Annotated in this window: 4 protein-coding genes and 2 pseudogenes; 1 reads left to right on the top strand and 5 read right to left on the bottom strand. The window is 38.1% G+C overall.

The window, feature by feature from the left end:
• The coding region (locus CBG25_RS10835) for an IS5 family transposase (RefSeq protein WP_290604069.1) at positions 1 to 542 on the top strand (542 nt) is incomplete at its 5' end.
• A gap of 566 nt (positions 543 to 1,108) precedes the next feature.
• Here CBG25_RS10835 and polA read toward each other — a convergent pair.
• The 5 genes and pseudogenes from polA to CBG25_RS10810 form a co-directional block, all read right to left on the bottom strand.
• Positions 1,109 to 3,901: a DNA polymerase I gene (gene polA, locus CBG25_RS10830; RefSeq protein WP_290606598.1), complete on the bottom strand. Its 2,793-nt coding sequence runs from the start codon at positions 3,899 to 3,901 to the stop codon at positions 1,109 to 1,111.
• Between the two features lie 385 nt (positions 3,902 to 4,286).
• On the bottom strand, positions 4,287 to 4,907 hold the full coding sequence (gene dsbA, locus CBG25_RS10825; RefSeq protein ID WP_290606597.1) for a thiol:disulfide interchange protein DsbA: 621 nt from the start codon (positions 4,905 to 4,907) through the stop codon (positions 4,287 to 4,289).
• Positions 4,908 to 4,939: 32 nt separating this feature from the next.
• Positions 4,940 to 5,923: pseudogene (locus tag CBG25_RS10820) on the bottom strand (serine/threonine protein kinase).
• Between the two features lie 18 nt (positions 5,924 to 5,941).
• Positions 5,942 to 6,211: a DUF1040 family protein gene (locus tag CBG25_RS10815; protein ID WP_290606596.1), complete on the bottom strand. Its 270-nt coding sequence runs from the start codon at positions 6,209 to 6,211 to the stop codon at positions 5,942 to 5,944.
• Positions 6,212 to 6,830: 619 nt separating this feature from the next.
• Positions 6,831 to 6,980, bottom strand: a pseudogene (locus tag CBG25_RS10810) (IS110 family transposase); the annotation flags it as partial.

Genomic DNA, 6,980 nt, shown 5'->3' with positions numbered 1-6,980 from the left:
AACTCAAGCAGGAAGCGATGCCTGCTCATTGGAAACCAACCAAGCGGCGACAAAAAGATTTAGACGCCACGTGGACTAAAAAACACGGTAAGAGTCATTATGGCTATAAGCTTTCGGTAAACATGGATAAGAAGTACAAATTCATCAGAAAAATCGTCACCGATACGGCCAGCACCCACGACAGTCAGCATTTCGAAAGGGTCATTGACAAGGCCAACACCAATCGCAATATCTACGCCGACCGAGGCTATCCCTCTGCGGAGCGGGAAGCTTGGCTGAAGGCAAACGGCTATAGGAGCCAGATTCAGCGTAAAGGCCATCGAAACAAACCGTTGTCCAAGACTCAGCAAGGGCGAAACCACAGGATTGCAAAGACTAGGGCACGGGTTGAACATGCATTTGCGGCGATGGAACAAATGGGTAGAAAACTGATCCGCACCATTGGACAGGTGCGCGCTAATTTTGCCATGACGATGATGGCAGCATGTTACAACCTAAAGCGGTTGGCGTACTTCCAGAGCGCGTGCATCGTGGCTTTCTGACGCCCAGAATGGGTTAAATGGCCCTAGCCAGGGCAATGTGCGATAGAATCAGTAACGTGATAATCAAAAAAATCTAATTATTTAGAATGAAAGCCAAGGGTTAATTGAAAATCTTGAGTTTTTCGAGGTGCCCTACTGTCACATTTTCTTAAAAACAAATAAAAAAATGCTCCAGTCAATTATTTGACTAGAGCAGCTTAATAATTAGCTTATCTTATTACATAAAGTAATAGATTTTAAAAATAGAACATCTTACCTCTGTACCCTACGTCAATCACTTTACTTTATTTCGCGAATAAAAAAAAGTTTTTTGTTATTTTTTTCGATTGAATTTAAGCCATAACATAATGTTATGTAATAAAAACTAATTTTTTGATAACTTTGGCGCATAATTAGCAAAAACTATATATTTTTAGTGATAAAAACTGCCTAGTTTACTAAAACAGTTTGGTCGATCATCCTAACAAAAGTAAGTTATTACCTACTACGTTATTTTGTCTCGAGTAAAATAAGTTAGTTTACTTAAAATTCTTATCGACAATTAGCATAAATGCCGCTTCTTCTTTTTAATGTGCTTCATCCCAATTATCACCAATACCAATATCAACTTTTAGTGGAACGGTTAATTGCATACTGTGTTCCATTAACTGACGGATTTTTTGTTGTGACCGCTCAACAGCAGACGCTTTTACTTCAAAAACTAATTCATCGTGTACTTGCATCAACATATAGAGATCAGGCTTTACCGTTTCAATCCATGTATCTAATGTGATCATCGCTTTTTTTATAATATCTGCTGCCGTTCCTTGCATTGGTGCATTAATGGCTTCACGTTCAGATGCTTTACGTCGCATTGCATTGCGGGAATTAATATCGGGCAAATAGAGTCGGCGTCCTGCTAGCGTTTCGACATAACCTTGCTCCGCAGCTTGCTTGCGGGTACGTTCCATATAACTTAAAACACCAGGATAGCGCTCAAAATAACGATCCATATAATGCTGTGCCTGGCCACGAGTAATTCCTAACTGACGGGACAGTCCAAAAGCGCTCATACCATAAATTAAACCAAAATTAATTGCTTTTACGCTACGGCGCTGCTCACTAGTCACATCGGTCAACAATACCCCAAAAACCTCTGCCGCTGTTGCTCTATGAATATCTTGTCCTTCGGCAAAAGCATCAAGCAATCCTTTATCCTGCGAAAGATGGGCCATAATACGCAATTCAATTTGCGAATAATCTGCGGCTACAATTTTATAACCTTCGCGAGCGACAAACGCTTGACGGATCCTTCGCCCTTCCTCAGTCCTAACTGGAATATTTTGTAAATTAGGATCACGGGAAGAGAGTCTACCAGTCGCTGTTACTGCCTGATGATAGGAAGTATGTACCCGTTTCGTTTTTGGATGGATCATCATGGGTAGTTTATCGGTATAAGTCGATTTCAATTTTGATAAGCTACGGTGTTGCAGAATAATTTTTGGCAGCTCATGACTAAAGGCCAGCTCTTCTAGAACTTCCTCATTAGTGGAAGGTGCCCCACTAGGGGTTTTCTTCACCACTGGCAGTTGCAGTTTTTCAAACAAAATAGCTTGTAATTGTTTAGGTGATGCCAAATTAAATTCTTGTTCAGCGATAGCATAAGCTTCTTTTTCAATTTCCATTAATCGGCTTGCTATCTCCTGAGATTGCTTAGCCAGCTTATTTGCATCAATAAGCACCCCAACCCGTTCCATACGAGCCAAAACCGGTACTAACGGCATTTCTATCTGTTGAAAAACTTCTTTTAATTTAGGTTCTGCCTCAAGTTGAGGCCAAAGCGTTTGGTGTAATAATAATGTGACGTCAGCATCTTCGGCTGCATAAATTGACGCTTGCTCAAGTGGGATTTGATTGAATGTTAACTGATTTTTTCCTTTGCAGGCAATCTCTTCAAAAGTTATGGTTTTATGATTGAGATGCCGCTGCGCCAAACTATCCATATCATGACGACCAAGTCCGGCAACACTATTTAATATATAAGATTCCAGCATTGTATCAAAGGCCATATTTTTTAATTCAATATCATAATTAGCCATCACGCTGTAGTCGAATTTTAAATTCTGACCAATCTTTTGAATATTTTGGTCAATTAATACCGGTTTTATCGCCGCTAACACCTCATCTAAAGGTAATTGTTGTGGCGCATCAAGATAATCATGCCCCAGCGGAAGATAAGCAGCTTTACCTTCTTCAATGGCAAAACAGAGCCCAACCAAATTTATCGATAGTGTATCAAAGCCGTCAGTTTCAGTATCAAAGGCAAAACGCTTTGCCGATTGCAATTTTTCAACCCATTGCATCAAATCATCTTTGGTCAATATCGTTTGATAATGCTCTGTTGATAGTACGGCTGCAGGCTCTTTAGCTAAAGAAATATCGCTATTGTTATCAGAAATAGTGGTTGCAGATTTAGCTGTTTTTTTCGTTAGCCAACTACCATTTTGTAAATCAGCTAACCAACGCTTAAATTCGTAATGACTAAAAAGCGCATGTAACTTTTCAATATCAGGCGCCTGCATAACCAGTCCATCATAATCTGTAGTTAAATCAACATTAGTCTTAATTGTGGCTAATTTATAAGATAAAAAAGCAATGTCTTTATGTTGTGCCATTTTTTCTGCTAATGTTTTCGATCCACGAAACCCTAACGGAGCAATTGCAGACAAATCATTATAAATCGTTGCCAGATCGCCAATTCCTTGCAATAAAGCTAATGCCGTTTTTTCTCCTACACCTGGTACACCAGGAATATTATCGGATGAATCTCCCATCAACGCGAGAAAATCAATCATCAACTCAGGTGGCACACCATATTTATCAACAACCTCTGTTGGCCCTAAGATAGTGTTTGTCATGGTATTAATGAGTGTTATATCAGAGGTCACTAATTGAGCCATGTCTTTATCTCCTGTACTGATTAGTACAGGCAATCCTTTCTTACTAGCCTGTAAAGCTAATGTCCCTATTACATCATCAGCTTCAACACCAGCAACAACCAATAAAGGAAGCCCCATGGCAGCAACCATTTCATGTAGCGGCGCTATCTGTTCACGCAAATCATCGGGCATTGGTGGTCGTTGAGATTTATATTGCTCAAATAATTCATCCCGAAAAGTTTTTCCTTTAGCATCAAATACTACCGCAATATGACTCGGCTGATATTGCATAATTAAACTACGCAACATGTTAAGAACACCATACATAGCACCGGTTGGCTCCCCTGCACTGTTGGTTAATGGGAGAAAAGCATGATATGCACGGTAAAGGTAAGAGGAGCCATCAACTAGGATAAATGGGTTTTCTGCAATTTGAGCCATAGTCTTTTTCATCATCAAAATAATTAATAGTGATAGGATGCCACACTCATGCGAGAGAGACGAATTTTGCCTGAATTTATTTTCAATTTGTCACTTTTCCACCGCTTATAGCACTAGAGCATCCTGTGGATAAACTTGTGTGTAAATCTTCTTATTATACTATATTCAATAGTTAAACAGATTTAACTTAGAAAACAATATTAAATGATAATCAAGATGTTACTGATAAAAATAATATCGCGCTGCTATTTTTGCCGGTTAACATTTTTTTGTGGATATTACAGAATAATATGCCAAAAAATACGAAAAATCCGCTGTTGTACCAATATGTTAAACCGTTGGTTACAACATGGCGCTATTAAAAAAAGGTGGAAAAAAGGCTTACTTATTTACTAATTAAAAAGTTAACAACATCAGAATAAGCTTTAGCATAATTATTGACATCTTCAATCGTGATGCCATTGTTACGTATCATATATTTACCATTAACAAAAATAGCCGGCACACCACGTAATTGAAACTCTTCCACTGCTTGCTGTTGTTTTACAACCAACGATTTAACGACAAAACTATTTAGCGCTGCATCATATTCTTCACTTTTGACGCCAGCTTTAATGAACACAGCTTTAATATCAGCTGGGGTATTTATCGATTCTGTCTTTTGGATCCCTTCAAACAACAATGGTGACACTTTATCTTCAACCTTCAACACCATTGCTACCGTCCAAGCTTTTGTTAATTCAGCGCCTAATGGCCCCAAAAAATCAACATGGTAGCGTTCCATTTTAATGTCTTTAGGTAAATTTTTTGCTACGGTTTGGGATACATGATAGATGGATTCAAATTGATAACAGTGTGGACAGTAAAAAGAAAAAAACTCTACGACGCGAGGTGCATTTTGTACCGCTTTTTCTATTTTGATAAATTCAGTACCCTCCGCGTAATTTGCGGCAGAAATACCATAAGACAGTACTAACCCTATTAAAGCTAACCAAAATTTATTCATATTACTCATTCTCCAAAAATATTTTACATTTATTAATATATTAAACCGGGTTGCAAAGGCTTCTCATGTAGCGCATTGATCTGTTCAGAAAAAAGTGACTGCTGTTTACGCCAAAAATCATATTCAATTATCCAAGGAAAAGCTCGCGGAAAAGCCGGATCTTCCCAACGCCGAACAATCCATGATAAATAATGAATCATCCGCATTGCTCGTAAAGGCTCAATCAGTGCCAACTGTCCATTATCAAAATGCGTATACTCAGTATAAGCTTCTAATAATATTTCAAGTTGAATTCGTTGTTCCCTAAGTTCGCCGTTTAAAAGCATCCATAAATCTTGTATTGCTGGGCCATTACGAGCATCATCAAAGTCGACAATAAAAGGGCCATCTCGCCACAAAATATTACCAGGATGACAATCACCTTGTAAGCGAAGATAACTATAAGCGAAGATAACTATACGGTTGCGACCAACGTTTTTTTACTTCAACAATAAGCTCATCAAGGACGAATAGAAAATTTTGTTTTAATTTACTGGGTAGTAAAGGAGTATTCGCTAAAATGTTACGAGGAGTAATTAAATATTCATCAATTCCAATAGTTGGCCTGGTAGAAAAATGGTGCTGGTATCCTATTTGATGAATGCGTCCTATTAATCGACCTACCTCTTCCAACTGTAACAAGTTATCAGTCTCATATTGCCGTCCTCCAACACTCGGAAAAACTGCGTACAAAAAACCTCGATACTCCAATACAGTTTGCCCGGCGAAAAATAGAGGAGCAATAACCGATAAACCAGCTTCATACAAAGACAACATAAAATCGTGTTCTTCTTGGATCTGAGTCCGATTCCAACGCGTTGGTCGATAAAATTTCACAACGTAACGTTTATGCTGTTCATCTAGAAACTGGTAAACTCGATTATCCCTGAATCAGGGTATAATCCAACTTCTATTAACGCATCATGAATTAAATCGGGGGTAATCGTTTTGAAATGAAAAGCACTTTGCTGTGTCACTTTATTATCTCTATCAGGTTAATCTTTAATGATGCCACGAGCGCGTAAAAGCGCTGTTTTGAAATCATCTTCGTGATCTTTTCGCAAACCAGGTATTGCGGCTTCTGTTGGAGAGTCACGCATTTTTAAATGATAGATCAAAGTATCGTCAGTCAAATCGCATAAATCTCCTTTAAAACCAGTTTCATCAGCTAATTTTTGCAATAATTGCGCCAAATTTAATTCTGGATATTCCTGCCATAAGAGTTGCAGCAGTTCAATAACTTCGTTTAACCGATGATATTTCATTTTTCAATACCTTACTAACAAATTATTTATACAAATTACCAAGGATTATCTGCTAGAGAAAGCGTTACTTTGTCAGTTAACATAAAAATTATTTTTTTATTAGTTACTATTATCTATTGAGTTAAAATATCAACTATCTAATAGATAAACATATTTATAATAAATCAACTTAACAAATTTAATTTTGATCATATCGCATTAGCAATAATGAATAAAAATCACGGTTTTAACATATATTATCTATATATAAAATAATTAACACATTGTAATGTATTTTCTACACAATTTAGATATAACTAATTTTTAAATTCACATATTTGTTCTACTAATTAACACTCGCTCAAGAAGCCGTTTTTAATTCCTTTCATCACATTTTTATAGCTACCGTGCTAAGTCAAGAAAAAGATCGCCTTAAGTTTTGGCAACACCCCCCTAAGTGCTGTCAACTTGCTGACAGCACCAAATCCCCGATACATCGCGGTTATACCGTGCTAACGGGGTTAAATCTACTGTAAAACCGCATGGCTATTCAGGGTGGGTGGGCGACAAGCTTTCTTATAGCCCCATCCGGCTTACGCCGGGTTTCGGCGGTTTATCTACTGCGTCATATGAAACAGCATCATGCAGCCTTACATGCGCTACGCCTATCTGAATGCAGGTAATCAGCATCGAACGGCTTTTGTGTCTTCAATACCCCATAGCACCAGTGAACAAGTTTTCGCATAAGTGCTCCAATGGCACACATCTTCGCTTTCCCGCGAAGGCATAA

This window comes from Arsenophonus sp. ENCA, assembly GCF_002287155.1.
In the GTDB taxonomy this organism is placed as follows: domain Bacteria; phylum Pseudomonadota; class Gammaproteobacteria; order Enterobacterales; family Enterobacteriaceae; genus Arsenophonus; species Arsenophonus nilaparvatae.
This window is presented reverse-complemented; position numbering and strand designations above follow the sequence as displayed.